At 54.8% G+C, this 22355-nt stretch carries 20 protein-coding genes, 5 tRNA genes and 1 other RNA gene; 13 read left to right on the top strand and 13 right to left on the bottom strand.

What is annotated here, in order from left to right:
• Window positions 1–136: 136 nt before the first annotated feature.
• Window positions 137–1102: a glucokinase gene (gene glk, locus EYY67_RS04500; RefSeq protein WP_095922952.1), complete on the bottom strand. Its 966-nt coding sequence runs from the start codon at window positions 1100–1102 to the stop codon at window positions 137–139.
• A gap of 200 nt (window positions 1103–1302) precedes the next feature.
• Here glk and EYY67_RS04495 point away from each other — a divergent pair, with 200 nt between their 5' ends.
• On the top strand, window positions 1303–2565 hold the full coding sequence (locus EYY67_RS04495) for an ion channel protein (protein WP_095922953.1): 1263 nt from the start codon (window positions 1303–1305) through the stop codon (window positions 2563–2565).
• Here the strand turns inward: EYY67_RS04495 and EYY67_RS04490 are convergent.
• Window positions 2562–3260, bottom strand: coding sequence for an aspartate/glutamate racemase family protein (locus tag EYY67_RS04490; protein ID WP_131692936.1), 699 nt, complete (start codon window positions 3258–3260; stop codon window positions 2562–2564). The two genes, EYY67_RS04495 and EYY67_RS04490, sit on opposite strands and share 4 nt — an antisense overlap.
• Before the next feature lie 70 nt (window positions 3261–3330).
• Entirely contained in the window at window positions 3331–3804 is a 474-nt protein-coding gene (locus EYY67_RS04485; protein WP_131692935.1) for a multidrug/biocide efflux PACE transporter, read from the bottom strand.
• A 130-nt stretch (window positions 3805–3934) separates the two neighbouring features.
• On the opposite strand from EYY67_RS04485, the gene EYY67_RS04480 reads away from it, so the two are divergent.
• Window positions 3935–4822, top strand: a complete 888-nt coding sequence (locus tag EYY67_RS04480) for a LysR family transcriptional regulator (protein WP_119822635.1) — start codon at window positions 3935–3937, stop codon at window positions 4820–4822.
• On the opposite strand, the gene EYY67_RS04475 is transcribed toward EYY67_RS04480, so the two are convergent.
• Window positions 4811–6469 carry an alpha-keto acid decarboxylase family protein gene (locus tag EYY67_RS04475; protein ID WP_131692934.1) on the bottom strand — a complete coding sequence of 553 codons (1659 nt, stop codon included), beginning with the start codon at window positions 6467–6469 and terminating at the stop codon, window positions 4811–4813. The genes EYY67_RS04480 and EYY67_RS04475 overlap by 12 nt on opposite strands.
• A gap of 328 nt (window positions 6470–6797) precedes the next feature.
• Here EYY67_RS04475 and mgrA point away from each other — a divergent pair, with 328 nt between their 5' ends.
• Both mgrA and EYY67_RS04465 read left to right on the top strand, forming a co-directional pair.
• The gene (gene mgrA, locus EYY67_RS04470) at window positions 6798–7787 is read left to right on the top strand and encodes an L-glyceraldehyde 3-phosphate reductase (protein ID WP_131692933.1); all 990 of its coding nucleotides are present in this window, start codon (window positions 6798–6800) and stop codon (window positions 7785–7787) included.
• A 159-nt stretch (window positions 7788–7946) separates the two neighbouring features.
• Complete coding sequence (locus EYY67_RS04465) at window positions 7947–8384, top strand: DUF2502 domain-containing protein (protein ID WP_095922959.1); 438 nt, start codon at window positions 7947–7949, stop codon at window positions 8382–8384.
• A 75-nt stretch (window positions 8385–8459) separates the two neighbouring features.
• Here EYY67_RS04465 and EYY67_RS04460 read toward each other — a convergent pair whose 3' ends face one another.
• The gene (locus EYY67_RS04460; protein WP_095922960.1) at window positions 8460–9689 is read right to left on the bottom strand and encodes an Nramp family divalent metal transporter; all 1230 of its coding nucleotides are present in this window, start codon (window positions 9687–9689) and stop codon (window positions 8460–8462) included.
• 416 nt (window positions 9690–10105) lie between these two features.
• On the opposite strand from EYY67_RS04460, the gene EYY67_RS04455 reads away from it, so the two are divergent.
• Window positions 10106–11293, top strand: coding sequence for a NupC/NupG family nucleoside CNT transporter (locus EYY67_RS04455; RefSeq protein ID WP_013574449.1), 1188 nt, complete (start codon window positions 10106–10108; stop codon window positions 11291–11293).
• Window positions 11294–11431: 138 nt separating this feature from the next.
• On the opposite strand, the gene EYY67_RS04450 is transcribed toward EYY67_RS04455, so the two are convergent.
• Together EYY67_RS04450 and EYY67_RS04445 are read right to left on the bottom strand one after the other, a co-directional pair.
• Window positions 11432–11507: transfer RNA gene (locus EYY67_RS04450), tRNA-Ala, on the bottom strand.
• A 74-nt stretch (window positions 11508–11581) separates the two neighbouring features.
• Window positions 11582–11657 (bottom strand) — tRNA-Ala (locus tag EYY67_RS04445).
• A gap of 353 nt (window positions 11658–12010) precedes the next feature.
• Between EYY67_RS04445 and EYY67_RS04435 the strand changes: the two genes are divergently transcribed.
• Window positions 12011–12802, top strand: a complete 792-nt coding sequence (locus EYY67_RS04435) for a formate/nitrite transporter family protein (RefSeq protein WP_095922961.1) — start codon at window positions 12011–12013, stop codon at window positions 12800–12802.
• 89 nt (window positions 12803–12891) lie between these two features.
• On the opposite strand, the gene gltX is transcribed toward EYY67_RS04435, so the two are convergent.
• A complete protein-coding gene (gltX, locus tag EYY67_RS04430; RefSeq protein WP_095922962.1) occupies window positions 12892–14310 on the bottom strand; it encodes a glutamate--tRNA ligase in 1419 nt (472 codons plus the stop codon).
• 263 nt (window positions 14311–14573) lie between these two features.
• On the opposite strand from gltX, the gene EYY67_RS04425 reads away from it, so the two are divergent.
• From EYY67_RS04425 to EYY67_RS04410, 4 genes are all read left to right on the top strand, one after another.
• Window positions 14574–14649, top strand: a tRNA-Val gene (locus EYY67_RS04425).
• Between the two features lie 46 nt (window positions 14650–14695).
• A tRNA-Val gene (locus EYY67_RS04420) sits at window positions 14696–14771 on the top strand.
• Window positions 14772–14778: 7 nt separating this feature from the next.
• Window positions 14779–14854 (top strand) — tRNA-Lys (locus EYY67_RS04415).
• Between the two features lie 43 nt (window positions 14855–14897).
• Window positions 14898–15023: non-coding RNA, RtT sRNA (locus EYY67_RS04410), on the top strand.
• 101 nt (window positions 15024–15124) lie between these two features.
• On the opposite strand, the gene eutC is transcribed toward EYY67_RS04410, so the two are convergent.
• From eutC to eat, 3 genes are read right to left on the bottom strand one after another with little or no spacing between them, the layout of a single operon-like run.
• Entirely contained in the window at window positions 15125–15934 is an 810-nt protein-coding gene (gene eutC, locus EYY67_RS04405) for an ethanolamine ammonia-lyase subunit EutC (RefSeq protein WP_095922963.1), read from the bottom strand.
• A gap of 11 nt (window positions 15935–15945) precedes the next feature.
• Window positions 15946–17328, bottom strand: coding sequence for an ethanolamine ammonia-lyase subunit EutB (locus tag EYY67_RS04400; RefSeq protein WP_095922964.1), 1383 nt, complete (start codon window positions 17326–17328; stop codon window positions 15946–15948).
• A 21-nt stretch (window positions 17329–17349) separates the two neighbouring features.
• A complete protein-coding gene (eat, locus tag EYY67_RS04395) occupies window positions 17350–18759 on the bottom strand; it encodes an ethanolamine permease (protein WP_095922965.1) in 1410 nt (469 codons plus the stop codon).
• 220 nt (window positions 18760–18979) lie between these two features.
• Between eat and EYY67_RS04390 the strand changes: the two genes are divergently transcribed.
• A complete protein-coding gene (locus EYY67_RS04390) occupies window positions 18980–19558 on the top strand; it encodes a nucleotidyltransferase family protein (RefSeq protein WP_119822639.1) in 579 nt (192 codons plus the stop codon).
• Between the two features lie 95 nt (window positions 19559–19653).
• Window positions 19654–19995, top strand: a complete 342-nt coding sequence (locus EYY67_RS04385) for a FlxA-like family protein (protein WP_095922967.1) — start codon at window positions 19654–19656, stop codon at window positions 19993–19995.
• A gap of 31 nt (window positions 19996–20026) precedes the next feature.
• Here the strand turns inward: EYY67_RS04385 and EYY67_RS04380 are convergent, their stop codons facing one another.
• Window positions 20027–20953 (bottom strand): LysR family transcriptional regulator, encoded by a 927-nt coding sequence (locus EYY67_RS04380; RefSeq protein ID WP_131692932.1) that lies wholly within the window; start codon window positions 20951–20953, stop codon window positions 20027–20029.
• Window positions 20954–21051: 98 nt separating this feature from the next.
• On the opposite strand from EYY67_RS04380, the gene EYY67_RS04375 reads away from it, so the two are divergent.
• Window positions 21052–22041: a bile acid:sodium symporter family protein gene (locus EYY67_RS04375; RefSeq protein ID WP_095922969.1), complete on the top strand. Its 990-nt coding sequence runs from the start codon at window positions 21052–21054 to the stop codon at window positions 22039–22041.
• Between the two features lie 68 nt (window positions 22042–22109).
• On the opposite strand, the gene EYY67_RS04370 is transcribed toward EYY67_RS04375, so the two are convergent.
• Window positions 22110–22352 carry a DUF3820 family protein gene (locus tag EYY67_RS04370; RefSeq protein ID WP_095922970.1) on the bottom strand — a complete coding sequence of 81 codons (243 nt, stop codon included), beginning with the start codon at window positions 22350–22352 and terminating at the stop codon, window positions 22110–22112.
• Window positions 22353–22355 lie beyond the last annotated feature (3 nt).

The raw sequence follows: 22355 nt of genomic DNA, 5'->3' as shown, positions 1-22355 counted from the left end.
GAGGTCGGGAGGGGGTTTTAAGGGCTAAACCTTGTTAAATCACACTTTAACTTCTTGATTTTGACCTTAATACCCCACCCCAACCCTCCCCTTCGCAGGGGAGGGAGCCGGTCGCGTTACCTTCTCAGGGACAGTTTTAGATCGTCATACCAATCGACTGACGCAGATAAGCCCCTGCACCGAGTAATCCCGGCTGATCGTGGGTGATCAGGAATACCGGAATATCCATCAGGTAATCTTTAAAACGCCCTTTGTCTTCAAACGCGGCGCGGAAGCCTGAGGCTTTGAAGAATTCGAGGAAACGCGGAACGATACCGCCTGCGATATAGACGCCGCCGAAGGTGCCCATGTTCAGCGCCAGATTGCCACCGAAACGGCCCATGATGACGCAAAACAGTGACAGTGCGCGGCGGCAATCGAGGTTTTCGTCTGCCAGCGCCAGTTCGGTCACATCTTTCGGTTTGAAGTTTTCCGGCTCGCGGTTATCGGATTTCACAATGGCACGGTAGAGATTCACCAGCCCCGGACCGGAGAGAATGCGCTCGGCGGAGACGTGGCCCATTTCGGTACGCAGTTGCTCGAGAATGATGTCTTCTTCTTCGCTGTTTGGCGCGAAATCCACATGACCGCCTTCACCCGGCAGGCTCATCCATTGCTTATTGGCATGGATTAAGTGCGCCACCCCCAGACCGGTACCCGCGCCGTAAATCACCGCCGGTTTGCCGTCCTGTGCTTTCTTGCCGCCGAACTGCAACAAATCTTCTTCTTTCAGCATCGGGATAGCCATCGATACCGCAGTGAAATCGTTAATCACTTCCAGATGTTGCAGGCCGAGGTTTTTCTTCATTTCGGCAATGGAAAACGCCCAGGTGTGGTTGGTCATCGCCACCCAGTCGCCGGTGATCGGGCAGGCAATGGCAATACATGCATCCTCAACATCCTGATGCTGCTGCGCGAGGTATTCACGAACGACCGCTTCAAGGCTGTCGTAATCCAGCCCGGAAAAAGTCTTAGACTGAGAAATCTCGCCGCTTTCCAGCGCGCATAGCGCCAGACGGCAGTTGGTGCCGCCAACATCGCCCACCAGGGAGTATTTGGTCATGTTATTCTCCGCAAAAGTAAATTCGTTATAGTGCGCACCCGCGCCAAATTCGTGTGGGCAAAATAGCGGTAATTGCTATACGCTGCAATGCAGTTTTGAACCAACGCACATTTATGCGGCGCGTTGCGCAAAATAATGTCGGTGGCACGCAACAAGAATCATCTAAGCTATTCGTAAGTATAACGATAAGGAATTCTTGCATGTTTCATCCCCGCGCCAGAGTCATGCTGGCTTTCGCCCTGCCCGCTATTCTTATCGGGGTGATGTCGAGTCTGATTCTGGTCACGATCATGATGCTTTCCGGTGCGCTGCAAAATCTTCTCTGGGAGCACATCCCGGACGTTTTCCATGTCGATACGCAATCTGCCAGCTGGACGCTGTTTATGCTGACGCTGACCGGTGTCGCCGTAGGCGCTGTCATTAAGTATATGCCAGGCCACGCGGGACCGGATCCTGCCACGGAATCGCTGATTGGCGCGCCGGTAGCCATCAATGCGTTACCGGGGCTGGCGCTGGCGCTGATGCTCGGGCTGGCAGGCGGGGTCAGCCTCGGGCCGGAACATCCGATCACGGTGATTAATATTGCGCTGGTGGCGGCGATAGGATCCCGCCTGCTGCCGGCGGTGCCCACGACGGACTGGGTGATTCTGGCGGCGGCTGGCACTATCGGTGCGTTGTTCGGTACGCCGGTGGCGGCGGCGCTGATTTTTTCACAAACCCTCGGCACCAATAAAGACGTGCAGTTATGGGATCGTCTGTTTGCCCCCCTGCTCGCGGCAGGCGCGGGTGCCATTACTACTGATCAGTTCTTCCAGCCGGATTTTTCGCTCAGCATTCCGTCCTATGACACGTCCAGCCTGATGGATATTTTCAGCGGCTCGGTGGTGGTGCTGATTGCTATCGCGCTGGGGATGATTGCCGTCTGGCTGTTCCCGCATGTTCACCGGCTGTTTAACAGCATCCATAACCCGATGCTGCGGCTGGGGATTGGCGGCTTTGTGCTGGGTTTGCTGGCGCTGACCGGCGGGGAAATCACCCTGTTTAAAGGGCTGGATGAAATGAAGGAACTGGCGCATTCCAATCAGCTGTTCGCCATGGGACCGCTGCTGGCGATCACCCTGACCAAGCTCGGCGCGTTAGTGGTGGCGGCAGCCTGTGGTTTTCGCGGCGGGCGTATTTTCCCGGCGGTGTTTGTCGGCGTGTCACTCGGTCTGATGCTGCATCAGTACGCGCCGGATGTCCCGGCGGCGGTGACCGTTTCCTGCGCGGTGATGGGCATGGTGCTGGTGGTCACACGCGACGGCTGGCTCAGTTTGTTTATGGCCGCGGCCGTGGTACCGGGACTGAAATTATTGCCGCTGCTGTGCATCGTGATGCTGCCCGCGTGGTTAATGCTGGCCGGTAAGCCGCTGATGCAGGTCGCAAAACAGCGGCTTGTCCGTCAGGATCCGGAAGAGGATTAATCCTGCGTAAGTGCAAATTCCGCCGCCGCCAGCGCATGAATGGCGGTGGTGTCGAAAACCGGCACTTTCGCATCTTCTGCGCCCACCAGCAGGGTAATTTCAGTACAGCCCAGAATAATGCCTTCCACGCCCTGCGCTTCCAGCGTGCCAATGATCCGGCGATATTCGTCGCGTGACGCATCTCTGATGATACCCAGACACAGCTCGTCGTAAATAATGCGGTGCACAATCGCGCGGTCGGCGTCATCCGGCGTCACCACATCAATCTGATGTTTTTCCTGCAGACGGCCGCGATAGAAATCCTGTTCCATGGTGAAACGTGTGCCGAGCAGACCGATTTTACGCAGCCCCTGGCCGGTGATTTTTTCTGCCGTCGCATCGGCGATATGCAGCAACGGCAGGCCGCCGATACGCTCAATATCGTCCGCCACTTTATGCATGGTGTTGGTGCACACCACAATCACGTCCGCGCCCGCCCGCGCCAGTGAATTCGCCGCATTGCCGAGGATTTCACCGGCCTGCTGCCAGTCGCCCGCCATTTGCAGCTTTTCGATCTCATAAAAATCAACGCTATAGAGGAACAGTTTGGCCGAATGCAATCCGCCCAGTTGCTGTTTCACGTGTTCGTTGATCATGCGGTAATACGGCACGGTGGATTCCCAGCTCATGCCGCCAATCAGCCCTAAGGTTTTCATCTGCACACCCTGTCTTTTTCTGAATAAACGCCTCCGTTATACCCAACAACACGGCCGCGTGCAGAATTAATTAGTGACCGGACGGGCAATCCCTGGCCGCCATACGGCGGTTCATCCAGCGATGACGCAAGGTGTCATACACCCAGTTGTACGCCACGGTATACGGCAGGAAGAACAGGAAGAAGCCAATTTCCAGCATAAAGGCCTCCGGCAGGCTGATGCCCAGCCAGAGTGCCGCAATCGGCAGGCCGATGAGGATAAAGCCCCCTTCGAAGCCCAGTGCGTGCGCCACGCGGATTTTAAATGTCCGCACCACGCGGGAAACCGGCCAGAATTTGTCAAACAGGCTGTTGTAGATAATGTTCCAGACCATCGCCGTGGTGGAGAGCATGATCGCCAGCGCGCCCATTTCCCAGACCGGTTTGTTCAGCACCCATGCCGCTGCCGGTGCTGAAATCAGTACGGCGATCGTCTCAAAACCTACCGCATGAAAGACGCGTTCGCCGAATGTTTTCTGAGTGCTGTTCCGAGTTTGCTTAGACATAAAAACCTGCCTGATTCCTGAAAAGTGAAAGGTGACGTTTGTCACAGGCGGGCATTATCATCACTAAATGAGATAGGTAAAAGATAGAAAGTATCGATAAAATAGATGGATTGAATCTGAGGATCCTACCATGCGCTATTCCCCCGAAGCCCTGATGGCCTTTGTCGAAGCCGCCGATGCGGGATCGTTTTCCGCCGCTGCGCGCAAGCTGCGCAAAAGTCAGTCCACCGTCAGCACCGCCATCGCCAATCTGGAAGTGGATTTAGGCGTGACGTTGTTTGACCGCCAGAGCCGCCAGCCGGTGCTGACGCCTGCCGGGCAGCGCGTGCTGAGCCACGTTCAGGCGATTCTGGCCGCCAGCGAACGGCTCGATGAACTGGCGGTGCGGCTCTCCACGCAGGTGGAAACCCGTCTGACGTTCGTGCTCTCCGATACCTATCAGCCGACCCACCACGAGGCGTTGCTGCGCCGTTTTGAGCAACGTTATCCGGATATCGAATTCGAATGCCAGATCGCCGAAGATCAGGATGTGATCGACCTGTTGCAGTCCGGCCGCGCGCATATCGGCCTAGTGGAAGTGCAGGATCATTATCCGCCGGATATTGGCGTGGCGCGGCTGCCCGAACAAACTGATATGTCGGTATTTTGCAGCCGTGAGCATCCGCTGGCGAACATCAGCAATCTGCAACCGGAGCAGTTACACACCTTCCGCCAGCTTTGCCTGCAACCTTACAGCCGCCGCGAGATGCCACGGGCGCTGGGGCAGATCTGGTCTGCGCCCAGTTATCTGATGCTGCTGGAAATGGCGGAACAGGGGTTTGGCTGGGCGACGCTGCCGCACTGGCTGGTGCAGCAATTCGGCCATGACATACTGGTCAGCCTGCCGTTGCGCGGCTGGCCGAAGCAGATTTCGGTGGATGCGGTGTGGAGTAAAAATAATCAGCCGGGTCCGGCGGGGTGCTGGTTCCTCGACCAGCTGCTTGATCCGCCGTCACCGGAAACCGGTTTATTGCCCTGAGTTTCGCTTCGCCAGCGATTTGGTGACGGAACTGAGCAGTTCGGGAATATCCATCTTCGGCAAAACCACTTCTATCCAGGCCATCTGACGTTGTGCGGTGGCCTTTTCAATCGCCTCTTTCAGCCCCTTCGGGGAATCCGCCCGCGCGCTGAACACTTCCTTGCCGCCAAACGCCGCCGGGAATTGCGTCCAGTTCCACTGCGCAATGTCGTTATAGCGCTGGGTTTCGCCGTGGATCGCCCGTTCGACGGTATAGCCGTCGTTGTTGATCACAAAAATAATCGGTGGCAGACCGTAGCGGATCGCCGCGCCCAGCCCCTGTAACGTCAGCTGTGCAGAGCCGTCGCCAATCAGCAGCACCACGCGGCGATCCGGCACGGCAATCTGTACCCCGAAGGCGGCAGGCAACGTAAACCCGATCGATCCCCAGAGCGGCTGTACGACAAACTGACAATCCTGCGGCAGATTCAGCGCCGCCGCCCCGAAACAGGCCGTGCCCTGTTCGGCGACCAGCACATCGCCCGGTTGCAGGAAATCCTGAATTTGCTGCCAGAAGGCGTACTGTCCCAGCAGTTGATCATGCGATAACGGCAGGGTGTTGCGTTTCACCCTGTAGGGTACCCGGCCGGAAGCCAGTTCAGCAGTCAGGCGATGCAGCACGCTGACGGTTTTCTCCATCGGCAACTGGTGGAAAATCTGATCGCCCACGCGGGCAAAAAACGGCTGCAGGTCGATGCATTTCCCGGCGGGAAGCTGCTGGGTAAAACCGGCGGTAATGGTGTCGGTGAATTTCACCCCGACGGTTATCACCACATCCGCCCCTTCAATCGCCTCTCTGGTCGACGCTGCGCTGGCTGCGCCCGAGTAAGTCCCGGCAAAATGCGCCTGCTGTTCATTGAACAAGCCTTTACCCATCAGCAGGGTGGCATGCGCCAGCGGTACCGCTTCCATCCATTGTTCCAGCGCGTCTTTTACCCTGAACCGGTCGGCCAGAAAATCCGCCAGCACGGAAACACGCGTTGCGTCGCGCAGCAGGTTTTCGGCGGCAGCCACAAAAGCTTCAAGAGAGGAAGGCGAGAACGGCGGCTGGCGGGCAGACAAGGCATGCGCTCTGGTGCTGACCGGCAGCGCGGCGACATCACTGGGTAACAGCAGATAACCGGGACGCGAGTGGTACATCACCTCTTCAATGACGCGGTCAATTTCGGCGAGGGCGTTTTCCGGCGTTAGTGTCGCCTGCGCCACGCTGACCGGCTGTGACATGCGCATGAAATGACTGAAGTCGCCGTCGCCCAGCGTGTGATGCAGCAACTCGCCTTTGCGCTGTGCCGAAAGCGGCGGCGCGCCGACGATATGCACCACCGGGACATATTCGGCATAACTGCCCGCTATGCCGTTCAGCGCACTTAATTCGCCGACACCAAAGGTCGTCAATAATGCCGCAATGCCTTTCGTGCGCGCATAGCCGTCAGCGCCATAAGCAGCATTCAGTTCATTGGTGCAGCCGATCCAGGTGATTTGCTGATGATTCATCACACTGTCGAGGAATTTGAGATTGTAGTCGCCCGGCACGCCGAACAACTCGGAGATCCCGCTGAATGACAAGCGGTCTAAGAGATAGTCACCTACGGTATATTCATTATCCATGACGATCCTCTGTTAAAAATAAAGTAAACAGTTAATCCCACTAACTGAAGTATTACTCTACTTCGGGAATTAGGGTATTTATTATCCGAAACAGGTGATGGAAACGCAGAGTTACAGCCCTGCACTGCATTAACGCAGGGAAGAACAGTGAGTAGTAAAGGTAATACGCAGGAAGAATAGTCACGGTTATCAATCGCCATAAGCTTAAGGATTGTTCCGGATGTGATCTGAATAGCTGGAAATGCTTGTGAAAGCGCATACACTAAATTCGTTTTTTTATGACATTGTTAACCTTCTGTTCACTTCTGAAATTATTATAAGGACTCACATGGTGTATCAAGCCAGTCCAACGCGTTATGAGAATATGGAATACCGTCGCTGCGGTCAGAGCGGCCTGAAACTGCCCGCCGTTTCCCTTGGCCTGTGGCATAACTTCGGCGATAACGCCCATTTTGATAATGGCCGTAAACTGATCCGCCATGCTTTCGACCACGGGATCACTCACTTCGATTTAGCCAACAATTACGGCCCGCCTCCGGGTTCAGCGGAACAGCATTTCGGCCGCATCCTGCAGGAAGATTTATTGCCTTACCGCGATGAACTGATCATCTCCTCCAAGGCCGGTTACACCATGTGGGACGGCCCTTACGGAGACTGGGGCTCGAAAAAATATCTGGTCGCCAGCCTGAATCAGAGCCTGAAACGCATGGGTCTGGATTACGTGGATATTTTCTATCATCACCGTCCTGATCCTGACACGCCACTGGAAGAAACCATGGCAGCGCTGGATCTGATTGTGCGCCAGGGCAAAGCGCTGTACGTCGGGCTGTCGAACTATCCGGCAGAACGTGCGCGGAAAGCGTTCGAGATTTTGCAACAGCTCGGCACGCCATGCCTGATCCATCAGCCGAAATACTCCATGTTCGAACGCAGGGTCGAAGCAGATCTGCTGGATACGCTGGCGGATAATGGCGTCGGTTCGATTGCCTTCTCACCGCTGGCGGGCGGCGTGCTGACGGATCGTTATCTGGCGGGTATTCCGGAAGACTCCCGAGCCGCCAGCGGCAGTAAATTCCTGACCGCTGACCAGCTGACGGAAGAAAAACTGGCGAAAGTGCGTAAGCTGAATGAGATTGCGCAGGCGCGCGGTCAGAAGCTGTCACAGATGGCGCTGGCCTGGGTATTGCGCGGCGACCGCGTGACGTCCGTGTTGATCGGGGCCAGTAAAACCAGCCAGATTGATGACGCCGTGGGCATGGTCGCTAACCGTCATTTCAGCGCGGAAGAACTGGCGTCAATTGAAGGTATTTTAGTGTAAGCGGTTACCCTGCGGTATAAAAAACGCGCCTTTGTGGAGACTGTGTAAGCTTTCCGTTAAGGCGCGTAAATCATTCAAAACAGGATTGTAAGCAATAGTACAACACCCTTCTTCCCCTTATAACTGTCAGCATAAATTATAAGGAATCTGGGGCCACTCATGTTAAAGCCTGTACTGTTCGCAACATTGTTCTTTGCCCTGCTCCCTGCGGCGGCGCCTGCCGTGCAGGCCAGCAGCTTCAGCCTGAATACGCCGGGCCTTTCTATCAATATCGGTGACCGGGATAACCGCGGTTATTACTGGGACGGTTATGACTGGCGTAACCCGAGCTGGTGGAACGGCTACCGCGGCCATCATTACGGCGCACGCAGCCCGCGCGGCTATTACTGGGATGGTTATCGCTGGCGCGACCATGGCTGGTGGAATGAACGCCATCCGCCACGCCGTCCGATGCCACCGCCGCATTATTATCATGGCGACCACGGGCGTCCGCATTATGACCACGGGCGCGGACACGGGCCGGATCGCGGTCACGGACACGACAAAGGACGCGGCCACGACGATCACCGTGGCGGTCACGGCGATCATCGCCACTGAAAGACGGAATAACAGAAACAAAAACGGGACAGTTTGCGCTGTCCCGTTTTTTATTGCCTGACGTGTGTCCGTGCGCTATTTCAGCATGCCGAGCAACAGATAAAGGTTAAGGCTGACGACAATCAGCACGATGATGCGCCCTGCCCACTGAACGGTTTTGGTATTCACCATATCGCCCATCAGGCTGCGGTTACCGGTGAAAGCCAGTAGCGGCAGCAATGCCAGCGCGATGCCGAAGCTCAGCAACACCTGACTCATCACCAGAATGCGCGTGGCATCCAGCCCCATCAGGATCACAATAAAGGAAGGCATCATGGTCACCGTACGGCGGACCCACAGCGGAATGTAGAATTTCACAAAGCCCTGCATCACCACCTGACCGGCCAGCGTGCCAACCACTGTCGACGATAACCCCGCCGCCACCAGACTCAGACCAAAAGTGGTCGCAGCCGCGTGGCCGAGTAACGGTTGCAGGGTCAGATAGGCTTCATCCAGCTCGCTGATCCCGCTGTGTCCGCTGAAATGGAACGCCGCCGCAGCCGTCGCCATCATCGCCAGATTCACGAAACCGGCAATGGTCATGGCAATGCCCACATCCAGTTTAGTGGCAGAATAACGTTGCTCTTTCGACGCCTTCCCGCCCCGCTGGGTCAGCGAAGAGTGCAGGTAAATGACGTGCGGCATGATGGTCGCGCCGAGAACCCCGGCCGCCAGATACACTGAATCGGCGGTAGGCAGCGCAGGGATCAACATCCCTTTGCCCAGCGCCAGCATGCTTGGCTGCGAGAAAAACAGTTCGACAATATAAGCCGCCGCGACAAACAGCAGTAAACCGGCGATCACCAGTTCCAGCGGCTTTTGTCCGCGCTTTTGCAGCCCGAGGATAATAAAGGTGGCAATCCCGGTGAGCACCGCGCCTTGCAGCAGCGAGACCCCGAGAAGCAATTTGAAGCCGATCGCCGCGCCAATAAACTCAGCGAGATCGGTCGCCATCGCGATGATTTCCGCCTGCACCCAGTAGGCCCAGACGGCCGGGCGCGGAAAACGGTCGCGGATATGTTCAGCCAGGTTTTTACCGGTGGCAATACCGAGCTTGGCAGACAGTAGCTGGATCAACATCGCCATGACGTTGGCCCACACCACCACCCACAGCAACTGATAGCCATAGGAGGCACCGGCCTGAATGTTAGTCGCAAAGTTGCCCGGATCGATATAACCGATGGCGGCAATAAAGGCCGGTCCCATCAGTGAAAGCTTCATCTTTCTGGACGCGCGGCCTGAGGATTCGGCCCGGCTGTTCAGCATAGTTAGTTTACCCTTACAATTATTACGCTTACATCAATCATATCTAATTGATAATGATTATCAAGTGCATTTAGAATGATCTGAGTAATTACTCTGATAGGCAGCAGCGGTAAGCGAGAAGGTAATAACTGAGAGGTGATTCGCTCACCCGACTTCAGAAAGCCAGACGCAGGGCACTTTCCTAAAACAGACATTAACGGGCCAGATTCAGAACGCATTACGGCACATGATAAAACTAGCACAGGAATGCTAATTGTGCTTAGTTTTATTAACATCTTGATTTTTTGTGTGATGAGCCGCGATTTGTTGCAATTCGTGTCTGTAATTTCTATATTTGCAATCGACTTCACGTTTTAAATGTACGCGTTACATAAAATGTCCGTCGAAATATAGCCTGCCTCTAATTTGGAGCACCCATGTCCCGAATATTGCACTTTGTATTAGCGTTGGCCGTTGTCGCTGCACTCGCTTTACTGGTGAGCCGTGACCGGAAAAATATCCGTTTACGTTTCATCGTTCAGTTGTTGGTCATCGAAGTCTTGTTAGCCTATTTCTTCCTGAACTCCTCTGTTGGTTTAGGTTTTGTGAAAGGCTTCTCAGACTTGTTTGAGAAATTATTAGGATTCGCTGCGGAAGGGACCGGCTTCGTATTTGGAGGCATGAGCGATAAAGGATTAGCGTTCTTCTTCTTGAAGGTCTTGTGTCCGATCGTGTTTATTTCCGCACTGATTGGTATTTTACAGCACATTCGTGTTCTGCCTTTCGTCATCCGTATCATTGGTACGGTACTGTCGAAAATCAATGGCATGGGAAAACTGGAATCTTTCAACGCCATCAGCTCCCTGATTTTGGGTCAGTCAGAAAACTTTATCGCGTATAAAGATATTCTGAGCAAAATGTCTGAAAAACGTATGTACACCATGGCAGCCACCGCCATGTCGACCGTGTCTATGTCGATTGTGGGTGCGTACATGACCATGCTGGAACCGCGCTTTGTTGTTGCTGCGCTGGTGCTCAACATGTTCAGTACCTTCATCGTACTGTCGTTGATCAACCCTTATAAAGTTGATTCAGAAGAAGACCTGCAAATCGGTAACACGCATCAGGGTCAGAGCTTCTTTGAAATGCTGGGTGAATACATCCTGGCCGGTTTCAAAGTGGCTATCATCGTTGCAGCCATGTTGATTGGTTTCATCGCACTGATTTCCTGCCTGAATGCGTTGTTCGACGTGGTATTCGGTATCACCTTCCAGGGCGTGCTGGGTTATGTCTTCTATCCATTTGCATGGATGATGGGCGTACCAAGTCACGAAGCCTTGCAGGTAGGCAGCATCATGGCAACCAAACTGGTTTCCAATGAATTTGTTGCGATGTTGGATCTGCAGAAAGTCGCGACCGAACTGTCACCACGCGGCGTGGGCATCCTGTCCGTGTTCCTGGTGTCTTTCGCGAACTTCTCTTCCATCGGTATCGTTGCTGGCGCGATCAAGGGCCTGAACGAGCATCAGGGCAACGTGGTTTCCCGCTTCGGCCTGAAACTGCTGTACGGCTCAACGCTGGTCAGCGTGTTGTCTGCTTCTATCGCGGGTCTGGTACTGGCGTAAGTTAGCAAACGACTGAAAGACAGAGAAACCCGCTTCGGCGGGTTTTTTTATGTCGGTAATTCAGGGTAAAACAAAACGTGAGGAAATCACCGGAACGCAGAAAGCAAAAAACCCGCCGAAGCGGGTTTCTTTAATATTTGGTGGAGATAAGCGGGATCGAACCGCTGACCTCTTGCATGCCATGCAAGCGCTCTCCCAGCTGAGCTATACCCCCACACGAGGTCGTACACATTTACTGCTTTTGTTTCCTCTGGTAAGGAAACAGCCAACTTACTCTGGAAAGGAAGTTGGTGGAGATAAGCGGGATCGAACCGCTGACCTCTTGCATGCCATGCAAGCGCTCTCCCAGCTGAGCTATACCCCCAATTCATGCCCGCAAAAACGGGTGAACGGGGCGCATAATATGAAACGTCGCTACCCCTGTCAACGGCTAAATCCGTTTATCAATTCAAGCGCTGAAAAAGCCGCCAAATCCCCCATTTCACAGGAAAAAATCCCCTGCCTTCAGGGAAATTTTCAGACAGACGCTTTGTTTTACAATTTGCCCGCCAGGCCGCATTTTGCCTAGCTTTCTGATCTGCCTACGCATTTCCTTAACATCTATGTCTGAATGATTAATGGAATGTTAGCAGACTATGAAAATCGTCTTGTTTTGAGATAAATCTCAGAATAGACTGCTCGCGCTATAATCATAACTCACTACTTTCGAGCACTCCCATGTCCTTGTATTCACCTAAAGAAATCGCATCCATCGCCGTCACAGCGGGCGTTAATAAAAGCCGCGCCACCGTGTTGAATTTGTTAATTTTGGGCTTCCTGGCTGGCGCATTCATTGCCACCGGGTTCCTTTTGGATCTGCATGTAATAGGGACGTTACCTGCATCCTGGGGTTCATTCAGTAACTTGCTGGGCGCCGCAGTCTTCCCGGTAGGCATCATTCTGACCGTTTTAGCAGGGGGAGAACTGCTGACCGGTAACATGATGACCTTACCTATCGCCTGGTTTGCGCGTCAGATCAGTTTGTACTCAGTATTGCGTAACTGGTTCTGGGTCACTCTCGCTAACCTGCTGGGCAGTCTGGCCGTGGCCTATTTCTTCGGCCATGTTCTGGGGCTGACAGAAGGCGCCTTCCTGAGTAAAACCGTGGCAACCGCCACCGCGAAAGTGAACGCAGACTTCATGCATGCGTTTATTTCCGGTATCGGCTGTAACTGGCTGGTGTGTCTGGCGATCTGGCTGGCCTTCGCCAGTAAAGAAGTCGGCGGCAAAGTGATCGGCATGTGGTTCCCGGTCATGGCGTTCGTGGCAATCGGCTTCCAGCACGTGGTCGCCAATATGTTCATCGTGCCTGCGGCGATCTTTGCCGGTGCGCTGAGCTGGTCTGAATACCTGCCTAACTTCGTGGCCGTATTCCTCGGTAATGCCGTCGGTGGCGCAGGCTTCGTTGGCCTGATGTACTTCCTGGCTTACCGCCCGACCGTTGAAACCCCTGCTACTGAACAACGTTAATTAAGCCGTTTTTCACCCTGACGTTTTGCAGAAAGTAAAAAAGCCAGCCGGTTTCCCGCGCTGGCTTTTTTTATGGCAAGCCGTTGTGATTACTGGGCTTGTGTTTCGCGCTCAGCAATAAAGGCTAATGCCATATCGATACGCGCCAGCACACGACGCTGGCCGATAGCGTGAACGGTCACGTCAACGCCGGGAGACTGGCCTGCACCGGTCACGGCAACACGCAGTGGCATACCGACTTTACCCATCCCCACTTCCAGCTCATCCGCCGTGCCCTGAATGGCGTGGTGAATGTTCTCAGCGGTCCAGTCAGTGATGGCAGCCAGTTTCGCACGCACCACTTCCAGCGGCTGACGCGCAACCGGACGTAAGTGTTTCTTCGCGGCATCGGCATCAAACTCGGCAAAATCTTCGTAGAAGTAACGGCAGGACTCCGCCATTTCCTTCAGGGTTTTGCAACGCTCGCCCAGCAGGGTCACGATTTCAAACAGCTGCGGACCGTTACGGGTTTCGATACCCGCCTGCTCTACATGCCACAGAAGGTGTGTCGCCACATACTGCGGATCCATCGTATTAATGTAGTGATGGTTCAGCCATTGCAGTTTTTCAGTGTTAAACGCACTGGCGGATTTGCTGACGTTTTCCAGTGAGAACAGCGCTTTCATTTCGTCGCGGCTGAAAATTTCCTGATCGCCATGAGACCAGCCCAGACGCACCAGATAGTTCAGCAGCGCTTCCGGCAGGTAACCGTCATCACGGTATTGCATCACGCCGACCGCACCGTGGCGTTTGGACAGTTTTTTACCGTCATCACCCAGAATCATAGAAACGTGCGCATAAACCGGCACAGGCGCGCCCAGAGCCTTCAGGATGTTAATCTGACGCGGGGTGTTGTTGATATGGTCTTCACCACGGATCACGTGGGTGATTTCCATATCCCAGTCATCGACCACGACACAGAAGTTATAGGTCGGTGAACCGTCAGTACGGCGGATGATCAGATCATCGAGCTCGTCATTGCTGAATTCGATCGGGCCGCGGATCTGGTCGTCAAAAATAACCGAACCTTCCTGCGGGTTACGGAAACGCACCACACATGGCTCATCCGCCGCGTGATGTTCATGGCTGTCGCGGCAACGGCCGTCATAACGAGGCTTCTCGTTATTCGCCATTTGTTGTTCACGCAGGGCTTCCAGACGCTCTTTAGAGCAATAGCATTTATACGCGGTGCCGTTTTCCAGCATCTCATCAATAACTGCGTTATAACGGTCAAAACGTTTGGTCTGGAAATACGGGCCTTCATCCCAGTCCAGATTCAGCCAGTTCATGCCATCCATAATCGCGTCGATTGCTGCCTGAGTGGAACGCTCGAGATCGGTATCTTCGATACGCAGCACAAACTCACCGCCAAGGTTGCGGGCAAAGAGCCAGGAATAGAGCGCGGTACGGGCGCCACCGACGTGCAGATAGCCGGTCGGGCTTGGGGCAAAACGGGTTTTGATTTTCATCTGGGTGCAACCTTAATCACGCAACGCCAATAAACGCTGCTATCAATTAACAAAAAGTGGCTGACATTCTACCACTCTGCCCTGATTCCTCAACGCACAACCCGTGGTACAGGCATTGTTTAAGGCCATGAATGCGTAAAGAATCGGCTACGCGGGCGAGAAACGCGTCAGGTTGACTAAAAATAAGCCGAACGATCATTTTTGTTTTTAAAAAGCGTTGACGTAATTTCAAGTATCCCTATAATGCGACTCCATCACGACGGGGGCGATTAGCTCAGTTGGTAGAGCATCTCCTTTACACGGAGGGGGTCGGCGGTTCGAGCCCGTCATCGCCCACCACTCTTTAAGAGTGCCGCGTTGTGATAAGTAGGAAGAAGTGAGAAATGGGCGATTAGCTCAGTTGGTAGAGCATCTCCTTTACACGGAGGGGGTCGGCGGTTCGAGCCCGTCATCGCCCACCACTTCTGCGGGCCGTTAGCTCAGTTGGTAGAGCAGTTGACTTTTAATCAATTGGTCGCTGGTTCGAATCCAGCACGGCCCACCAATTCAGAGAAAAGCGCCTTTAGGCGCTTTTTTCGCATCTGTACTCCGAAGAAAAACCGTGATGGAGGCGAACCAGCCGCTGGTTCGAGCCGAGCGCAGCGAGACGACAACGCGTCAGCGTTGCCCGCAGGGTGAGGCCGGAGGCCGAATCAATCCAGCACGGCCCACCAATTCAGAAAGAAGCGCCTTTAGGCGCTTTTTTCGCATCTGTACTCCGAAGAAAAACCGTGATGGAGGCGAACCAGCCGCTGGTTCTTACTTTCCCCCTCCTCTACTCCAGTTTAAACATCGGCACGACTTTATTGTGCAGCGCCGGATTATCGCTTTCATCCTTCAGATTCACCCCCGACAATTTCCGCTGGAAAGATTGTTCGAGCAGCCACGCCAGCTTAAACGCCGCCTGAGGATAGTTAAGCCCTTCCGGACGCACATTCGAAATACAATTTCGTTCTGATTCCAGCCTTTTGGTGTGCGGCCCCCAGGTCATGTAAATCCCTAAACTGTCGGGAGACGACAAACCGGGGCGTTCGCCGATCAAAATCGCTACCGCTTTGGCTTTCATTACCTGCGCGATGTCATCGCCCAGCGCGACCCGCGACTGATGCGCCAGCACCACCGGCCCGATGTTCAGCTCCAGCGTGCGCAGATACGGCAACAACGCCGCAATCAGCGGTACCGCCTGCCGGTGTACTGCTTTCGATGACAAACCGTCAGCAATCACCAGCACCACATCGGCAGGCTCCGGCGTCAGACGTTGCAATGCCTGACGACTGCTCTCCGACAGCTTACGTCCGAGATCCGGGCGGCACAGATAGGTCGCTCTGTCCGGCGCGGCACTGGCCACGGTCAGTGTTTCCAGCCCCAGCGCAAAAAGTTCAGGCTCCAGCGTCTGGCTGTCGAAAGGCTGATGCACCGCATCCCGCGCCTGAGCGTGCGCCAGACCAAAGCGTAATAACTCTTCCGTCGGTAAACTGGATCCGGTACGCCCCAGCGCGATACGCGCGGCGGTAAACTGTCGCAGCGTTTCCCACGGGTTGTTGTGCACCAGCGGCGACAGTCCCTGCCCTTTTTCTTTATTCATCAAGGCTGACCTCAGTTTAATTGCGGCAACTGACGCAGTAACGGATGCGACGCACGGGCATCCCGCAAGGCGCCCTGCGGATCAATAATTTTCATTTTCTCCAGCCAGACGGCAAATTCCGGCGCGTGTTTCAGCCCGAGTAATTCGCGGATGTACAACGCGTCATGGAAAGACGTGCTCTGATAATTGAGCATGATGTCATCCGCGCCCGGTACGCCAATCAGGAATGTCAGCCCGGCGGTACCTAGCAGTGTCAGCAACGTATCCATATCATCCTGATCGGCTTCGGCGTGGTTGGTGTAACACACATCGCAACCCAGCGGCACGCCCAGCAGTTTGCCGCAGAAATGGTCCTCCAGTCCGGCGCGGATGATTTGCTTGCCGTCATACAGGTATTCCGGGCCGATAAAGCCGACCACGGTGTTGATCAGCAGCGGCGAAAAATGCCGCGCAATGGCGTACGCCCGCGCTTCGCAGGTTTGCTGATCCACACCAAAGTGCGCATTCGCGGATAAACAACTGCCCTGCCCGGTTTCGAAATACATCACGTTATCGCCGAGCGTGCCGCGTTTCAGGCTGAGTGCCGCCTGTTGTGCTTCCGCCAGCAGCGCCAGGTTGATACCAAAACCGCTGTTCGCCGCTTCGGTTCCGGCAATCGACTGAAACACCAGATCGACCGGCGCGCCGCGTTCCACCAGTTTGATGGTGTTGGTGACATGCGTCAGCACGCAGGACTGCGTGGGGATTTCAAATCGCGTAATGATGTCGTCGAGCATGTAATTGAGATTTTCCAGCAACGGTAAGCTGTCGCTGGCGGGATTAATGCCGATCACCGCGTCGCCGGAGCCATACAGCAAGCCGTCGAGCATACTGGCAGCAATGCCCTGCAAATTGTCAGTGGGATGATTCGGTTGCAGACGCACACTCATGTGCCCCGGCAGCCCGATGGTGTTGCGGAACCGGGTGATCACCCGGCATTTTTTGGCGACCAGGATCAGATCCTGATTACGCATCAGTTTGCTGACAGCGGCGGCCATTTCCGGCGTGATGCCCCGGGCGACTGCCGCCAGGGTATCGCTGTCGGTTTTTTCACTCAGCAGCCAGTCACGAAAATCCCCGACGGTCAGATGCGAAATCGCGGCAAACGCCGCGACATCATGGGTATCGACAATCAGCCGCGTGACTTCATCCTTTTCATACGGCACCAGCAACTGTTGCAGAAAGGTTTTGAGCGGCACATCGGCCAGCGCCATTTTTGCCGCCATACGCTCCTCTGCGCTGGCGGCAGCCACTTCGGCCAGATAGTCGCCCGATCGTGCGGGCGACGCCTTGGCCATCAGTTCGCGCAAATCCTTAAACTGATAACGTCGGTGACGTAATGTCGTCTGAAACATAACACTCCTTAACGCGCCGGATTACTTGCCACTTTTTGCAGGCACCGGTCGCAGACCACGTAATTGCGGATCTTCTGCGGCATCAGTACGGGCCTGATGCGTAATGCGGAACCAAGCGTAAGCCAGCAGCATCATGGCGGCGAAGATCAGAAACAGTAAGGTGTTGTAGTAAATCATAGCGATCAGACAGACGACTGCCAGCACCAGCGCCAGTGCGGGAGCAAAAGGATAGAGTGGCGCACGGAACGGGCGGATCAGATTGGGTTCGCTGCGGCGCAGTTTGAACAGCGCGGCCATCGAAATGATATACATCACAATGGCACCAAACACGGACATGGTGACAATATTGGCGGTCAGCGGCATACCGCCAATCACGATCAGCGAATCAGAGAAAATGGCAGCGATCCCGACCACGCCACCGGCGATAATCCCCAGATGCGGGGTCTGGAAACGGGCATTGACGCTGGCCAGCGTTTTCGGCAGATAACCCGCACGCGCCAGCGCAAAAATCTGGCGGGAATACCCCATGATAATGCCGTGGAACGACGCGATCAGGCCAAACAGCCCGAGCCAGACCAGCATATGCAGCCAGCCGCTGTCACTGCCGACAATCAGTTTCATCGCCTGCGGTAACGGATCATTGATGTTCGACAGTTTGGTCCAGTCGCCCACGCCACCGGCAAACAGCATCACGCCGAGCGCCAGAACAGTCAGGGTCAGAATGCCGCCGATAAAGGCTTTCGGGATGGTACGCTGCGGATCCTTGGCTTCTTCAGCCGCCATTGATGCACCTTCAATCGCCAGAAAGAACCAGATGGCAAACGGAATGGCGGCAAAAATGCCGGAGAACGCCGCCGGACTGAAGCTGTCGCTGCCCGCCCAGCCGCCGTGAACAAAGTTCGACATCTCAAAGCCCGGTGCCACCACGCCCATAAAGACCAGCAATTCGAAAATCGCCAGCAGCGTGACCAGCAGTTCAAAGGTAGCGGCGATGCTGACGCCCAGAATATTGAGCACCATAAAGACCAGATAGGCGCCGACGGCCACCCATTTCGGTTCAATCGACGGAAACTGCACATTAAGGTACGCGCCAATCGCCATGGCTATGGCTGGAGGCGCGAAAACAAATTCCACCAGGGTGGCAAAACCGGCGACGAATCCCCCTGTCGGCCCGAAGGCGCGATAAGCATAGGCAAAAGGCCCGCCCGCGTGCGGAATGGAGGTGGTGAGTTCGGTGAAACTGAAAATAAACGCGCAGTACATGGCGGCGATCACCAGTGCGGTGATTAGAAAGCCCAGGGTACCTGCCTGCGCCCAGCCGTAACTCCAGCCAAAATATTCGCCGGAAATCACCAGCCCGACGGCGATGCCCCAGAGTTTAAAGCTTCCCAGTGTTCGTTTTAATACGGGTGTCACTTTAGTATTTTGCATAGAAGATCCCCTGCCCGGTGATAATGCAATAATGTCAGGGAGGCTGTTGCAAAGGCTGTACCACTTAATAAACCCGCTCCCGGCGCGGGCTGCAGAGGTTCTGGCAGGCGGCCTGCTTCATTTTGGCGCGTTGCCCGACAGCCGCTTGCCCGAAACAGTGCGTTGCAAAAAGGTCACAAAATGGCGTTACTATCTTGCGTCGCCGAAAAGGAAAAATCAGATGAATAAGCAGGAACAACAGATTATCACCTGGCTCAGAGACGAACCGCTGCACTGGCGCGCGCTGACCGCAGTCCGCGAACTGGGATTGAATGATGCGTGGCTGGCGGCGGGATTTGTGCGCAATCTGATCTGGGACCGGCTGCACGGGTATACGCAGGTAACGCCGCTTAACGACATCGACGTGGTGTATTTTAATCCTCAGGATTTTTCCGTTCAGGCCGATGAAGACTATGAGCGGCGTCTGCTGGCGACCTCCCCCGATCTGCCGTGGTCGGTAAAAAATCAGGCCCGGATGCACGAACGTCACGGACATGCACCTTATACCTCCAGCGCCCAGGCCATGAGCTACTGGGTGGAAGTGGAAACCGCCATCGGGGCGCGGCTTAATGCCGACGGACAGATTGAACTGAATGCGCCGCTGGGGCTGGACGCCCTGTTTACCTTCACCCTCACGCCAAACCCCCGTCATGCGATTCCGGCGGTGTTTGCAGAGCGCGTCAGCCGTAAGGGCTGGCTGACGTTGTGGCCGAAACTGCAAATAAAAGCGAAGACCGAAAAGAATGCGTTAACTCTGTAAGGAATACGAAAAGCAGGTAAAGCCTTCGCCTGTCACCGCCGATACCTGTTGAGCACGCTTACGTGCAAAATTTGATTCTTACTAAGTGAGGCTTTATGACTACTATCAGCGCCACCAGCAGCTCACTGAGCTCGGCGTCCACCAGTGATTCAGGCAGCTCCAGTCAGATCGCACAGCTGACCAAACAGATCGCAAAACTGACCGAGCAGGTAAAAAACCTGAGCAGTTCCGGCGGCAGCTCTGAAGACGTGCAGGAACAGCAGGAAATGCTGCAACAGCAAATCGAATTGCTGCAACAGCAGATTGCACAAATCGAGCAACAACAGGCACAGAAAGCCCTTCAGCAGCAGCAAAAGCAAGAAGCCGCCGCTGAAATGAAGAAAGAAGAAGGCGTCAACAAGCCGTCTGAAACCAACGCGATCGATATCTACGTCTGATTTTTAAATGCAGGGAACAGCCAGCACGGATTCAGTAAGTGAACATCCCCTGCTGGCTGCGTTTCTCGCTCAGTTGTGCCGCCTGCTCTTTCACCACCTGCCAGATAGCCTGTGCCGCCGGGGACAACGAGCGGTTTTTCCTTTTCGCCAGCATCAGCACACGGTTGATTTCCGGCGTCAGATTGCGGATCACCAGACGACTGCCTTCCGGCATCGGCAACGCCAGCGCCGGTAAAACGCTGATGCCAATTCCCGCTTCCACCATCGGAAATAACGTGGCCGGATGGCCGATCTCCTGCGCGATTTCCGCTTTCACTTTCTGCGCTTTCAGCGCGCCGTCGATCAGCATCCGGCTGCCGGAGGCATAATCCTGCAGCACCAGTTTCTGACCATTAAGCGCCTGCCATTCCACCACCGGCCGCGTCGCCAGCGGATGATCTTCGCGGCACAGCAGCAAGAAAGGCTCATGCAAAATCGGCTCGCAATCGAGATCGGTGTTTTCACCGGGATCAATCACAATGCCGAAATCCACTTCCGCATTTCTCACACTGTTCAGCACCAGTTGCTGGGCCTGATCACGCAGAAGAATACGGATATCCGGATACTGCTGCTCGCCGCTGGCGATACATTGTGGCATCAGTTGCGCGGATATGGTCTGGCTGGAGGCGATACGTACGCGGCCATTGTGCTGCGTCCCGAAACTGCGGGTATCGAGCAGCATGGCATGAAGCTCATCAAGCAGCGGTTCGACCCGGTTTGCCAGCCGTAAACCGGCGTCGGTGAGCGCCACTTCACGCGTGGTTCTGTCCAGCAACCGCACGCCCATTTCGGCCTCCAGCTCTTTCAGGCTGTGGCTGATGGCCGACTGGCTTAACCCTATCGCTTCACCTGCGCGGCTGAAGCTGCCGAAGCGGGAAACGGCGACAAATACACGAAGCTGACGGAGAGAATAATTCATGAATTTTCTGCATTAATGGATTAAATAAATCAATTTTTTAATTGTATCGCAAAGGCACAAAATAGCCGCATTCCCGAACAACATTTCCGAGACCTGCTATGCGCTTTTTACCCGATCGTTTCACCCTGACCCTGATCGCCACCGTCCTGTTGGCGACCTTTTTCCCGGCCAGCGGCATGTTTGTCGCTTTTTTCAATAATCTGACCATTTTCGCCATCGGCCTGCTGTTTTTCATGCATGGCGCAAAACTGTCGCGCGAAGCCATTTTTCAGGGCAGCAATAACTGGCGACTGCACCTGTGGGTGATGTTCAGCACCTTCATTTTATTCCCGATCCTCGGCCTGCTGTTCCAGTGGTGGCATCCGGTGGATGTCAGCCCGCAGATTTACAGCGGATTTGTTTATCTGTGTATTTTGCCTGCCACCGTGCAGTCGGCCATTGCCTTCACCTCACTGGCGGGCGGCAATGTGGCGGCAGCGGTGTGCAGTGCTTCCGCGTCCAGTCTGCTGGGGATTTTTGTGTCGCCGTTGCTGGTCAGCGTGCTGATGCATGTGCAGGGCGAAACGGGGAACGGGTTAGAACAGGTCTGGCACATTGTATTGCAACTGCTGGTGCCGTTTGTCGCCGGGCATTTGCTGCGTCCGCTGATTGGTGGCTTTGTAGAACGTCACCGTAAAATGATCGGCAAAACCGACCAGACGTCGATTCTTCTGGTGGTCTATTCCGCGTTCAGCGAAGCGGTCACACAAGGGATCTGGCATCAGGTGGGCATCGGCTCATTGCTGTTTATCGTGGTGTTCAGCCTGGTGCTGCTGGCGTTTATTCTGGTGATCAACACCTATATGGCGCGCTGGATGGGCTTCAGCAAACCCGATGAAATCACCATCGTGTTCTGCGGCTCGAAGAAAAGTCTGGCGAATGGTATTCCGATGGCAAATATTCTGTTCCCGGTCAGCGCGATCGGCATGATGGTGCTGCCGCTGATGATTTTCCATCAGGTGCAGCTGATGACCTGTGCGGTACTGGCGAAACGTTACCAGAAAAAGCAGCAGGAAGCGGCGCTGAAACAGACGCCAGTCACGGAATAATGCGGGCGAATAACAGGCAGAAAAAAGGCGCTGCGTTCAGCGCCTTTGTTTTATGAAAAAGAAAATTTTTATTCGTCAGTGCCGCCCAGACCCGGCCCGTTGCGGCGCAGCGGGTTGATCAGGCTCTGCAATCCTTCGCTTTTGATCGTCAGCGTCAGCTGCATCAGCTCACCGAGTTTTCCCTGCGGGAATTCGTCCTTGCGGGCAAACCACAGCAAATATTCCTCCGGCAGGTCGATCAGCACGCGTCCGGCATATTTACCGAACGGCATCACCGTATTGGCTATCTGGATCAGATCTTCTTTTTCCATCGT

This window comes from Rahnella victoriana, from assembly GCF_004330295.1.
Lineage (GTDB): Bacteria > Pseudomonadota > Gammaproteobacteria > Enterobacterales > Enterobacteriaceae > Rahnella > Rahnella victoriana.
The sequence above is the reverse complement of the archived record's forward strand: the minus strand, read 5'-3'. Positions and strand labels throughout refer to the sequence as shown.